This window comes from Phyllobacterium sp. (genome assembly GCF_037994405.1).
Taxonomy (GTDB): Bacteria; Pseudomonadota; Alphaproteobacteria; order Rhizobiales; family Rhizobiaceae; genus Phyllobacterium.
This window is the reverse complement of the sequence record NZ_JBBNAN010000165.1, coordinates 1-2,408: the sequence shown is the minus strand read 5'-3', so window position 1 is coordinate 2,408 and position 2,408 is coordinate 1. Positions and strand designations below refer to the sequence as shown.

2 protein-coding genes and 1 pseudogene are annotated in these 2,408 nt (G+C 56.6%); 2 read left to right on the top strand and 1 reads right to left on the bottom strand.

The window, feature by feature from the left end; all coding sequences use genetic code 11:
* Together AAAC48_RS09755 and AAAC48_RS09750 are read left to right on the top strand one after the other, a co-directional pair.
* Window positions 1–1,324: pseudogene (locus AAAC48_RS09755) on the top strand (conjugal transfer protein TraA); the annotation flags it as partial.
* Window positions 1,325–1,336: 12 nt separating this feature from the next.
* Window positions 1,337–1,504, top strand: a complete 168-nt coding sequence (locus AAAC48_RS09750; RefSeq protein ID WP_340653991.1) for a hypothetical protein — start codon at window positions 1,337–1,339, stop codon at window positions 1,502–1,504.
* A 104-nt stretch (window positions 1,505–1,608) separates the two neighbouring features.
* On the opposite strand, the gene AAAC48_RS09745 is transcribed toward AAAC48_RS09750, so the two are convergent.
* Window positions 1,609–2,408, bottom strand: an 800-nt coding sequence (locus tag AAAC48_RS09745) for a type IV secretory system conjugative DNA transfer family protein (protein WP_340653990.1), incomplete at its 5' end; no start/stop codon positions are given.

The window sequence follows — 2,408 nt, the reverse complement described above, 5'->3', positions numbered from 1 at the left end:
AGCTGAGGGGGCCGGGGGCAAACGCCCGCATGTCCACGTGCATGCGATCGTGGCAATGCGATCCGATGCTGGCAACAGGATCGAGACCACGATTGCCGCGTTTCGGCACTGGCGGCTGACAATGGCGGAGAAAGCCCGCGCACACGGCATCAATATGGAAATGACGGACCGGCGGGAGCGCGCCAGTCCGGCGGCGTACTCCAAAAACCAGGTTCGCCAGGTGAATACGATCGGTCGTACCGAACACCAAGGGACGAGCGAGGCAGCACAGCGCCGCTACGATGCGAAGCGCTCTGATGAGCGGGTTTTTGCCCATACTGCGCGCAGCGTGGCCTATAGTGCGGCGGCGCAGAAGGAATGGCAGGAAGTCGCAAATTCGCAGGAGAATCAAGCGGTACGCGGTTATGCAGAAGCGCAGATTGATCGCTTGCGGGCAAGGAAGACGCCAACCGCCTCTCAGGCGCTGCAACATGGTGGGCATGCAAATTCAAGCTCGCAATTGCGAACACATTTGGTAAAGTTGAGCGAGCTTGTTTCGGAGGGTGACGATATGCGCCACATGACGCGACCTGAATTCGAAGCGTACGAAAAGCGCGTGGAGACCGCGCTGTTTCGGGCGGAGCGCACAATGCCGGCGTCGGAGCGCGCCGATTTTGACGAGATTGCGAGTGCTGCCCGTGAGCATGTCAATGTCCGCAGGGAGCTGGTTGAGTTGAATGAGCAGCGCACACCCGGCGAGACGGCCGAACCACAGGAGCGCAGCACCCCTGACAAACACCGGGACGATGAAAAGCAAAGATGGAACGATGCGGTTTCCCGTCACGGACTTGCGGCAGCCGACGCGGCGAACAAGGTTCTCATTGATATAGAGAAGTCCCGTGCAGCGATAGAACGTCCGGAAGCAGGAGATCAAGGTCCGGACAAAATGGCGGCGCTTAGACAGGAGCTCGACTTGCGGCTAACCAAGGCTGCCGAGCTCGGCGCTGCTGGCAATGGGCTCATCCGCGAAGCTGCCGAAATGGATGAGGAATTAAAGGCTACGTTACAGTCGGTCGAACGCGAACGCCAGAAGGTCGAACGCGAAAAGGCTTCAGCGGGATCGGAGCTGTCGGGTGGCGATCCGGAACGCGGTATTCCTGGTGGCGTATCGGCATGGGATTTCGACGGGCAAAGCCGCAAGGTCGAAGGCCAGGAGAATGAACGAGACGCTGTCTCCCACTGGGACATTGGTGACACCACGCGCGGCAACCCGGCAAAACAGCATGTCCCTCGTCTGGAAGAGCTCCAGCGTGAGGTTGACGAACGGGATGATCGAGAACAGTAGGAGGAAAATGTAATGTCTGAGGATCGTAGATCCATCGTCATCGTTCCCGAAGAACATAAAAAAACGCGAGACGGGATCGCAGCGGTTTTTGGTTACATAGTTTTCGTGGTTTTTGTGATCGCCGTGCTCGATCACTACTTCACCATAGCTTGGATGGAGATTTCTTCGTGGCTGAAATGAAGCGTCGGCTCCAGGGCATGGATATGGAGGGATTTTTGCCAAGCATAGCATGTTCAGCGCGATTGTAGTGAGACAAGCTGGACCTGCAATGCTGCTCTGGTCTCCTATGCGAGACCTATCTCGACCGGATCGGGAACTGTCTGTTTGAGAATTTCAGCAATACTTAGCCGGTCGCGTGCAGAAATACCTGGATCCTGAGCCATCTTGGTTTCAATTGCTTTACGCAAGCGCTCTGCGGTCGGTTTTAACCGGCCTTCTACGCCCGGAATGTGGTCACTTGCTAGTTCCTTGCCGCCGTCGGTTGCGGCATTGCCTTTCTTCTGGGGAACCCTCCTAACTTGAGAGCTCGCCTGCAGACTCCTTGCGATCGTCAGAGGCACGTTGTCAATACCGGTCGCTCGGGCGAGTGAAATCACGTCGGCTTCGGCTCCGTGGGGAGTACCGCCATATTCATCGCTGAGTGCTGGTACTGGAAGTGAGGCAACAAAGTCCGCCTCCGGAACGACGGGCTGGTGCTCCACCGACACTTGTGCCGCGATCTTAAACGGGCCGACTTCATGGTATCTGAGCTTGCTCCCGAAAATCGGTCGCTGACCTTCAACCAGTAGAATCATACGGTCCTCCGGCATCTGGCGTATCTCCTGAGGCATTAGTAGATCCCGTTCGCGGATTTGCTCGACTTTCGTGCGACGCGGAAGACCCATGAGTTCCAGGGTATGAGATTCCGACTTGTATCGGATCGTTTTCTTACCGAGAGCACGCGAAGCATACTCAGCAGTGGCCTGGTCGTTGGCGCCGAGAATAAGTTGCAAACCGCAATTGCCGAGCAGGGAATGGCGTGACGTCTCGCCATAAATCTCGTCGAGATTTTTAAGATCCTGAATGATGAAGGCCATCTTGATGT

What these genes read in the sequence shown, in the direction of transcription:
- AAAC48_RS09750 (WP_340653991.1), top strand. Translation starts at nt 1,337, where the DNA reads ATGTCTGAGGATCGTAGATCCATCGTCATCGTTCCCGAAGAACATAAA.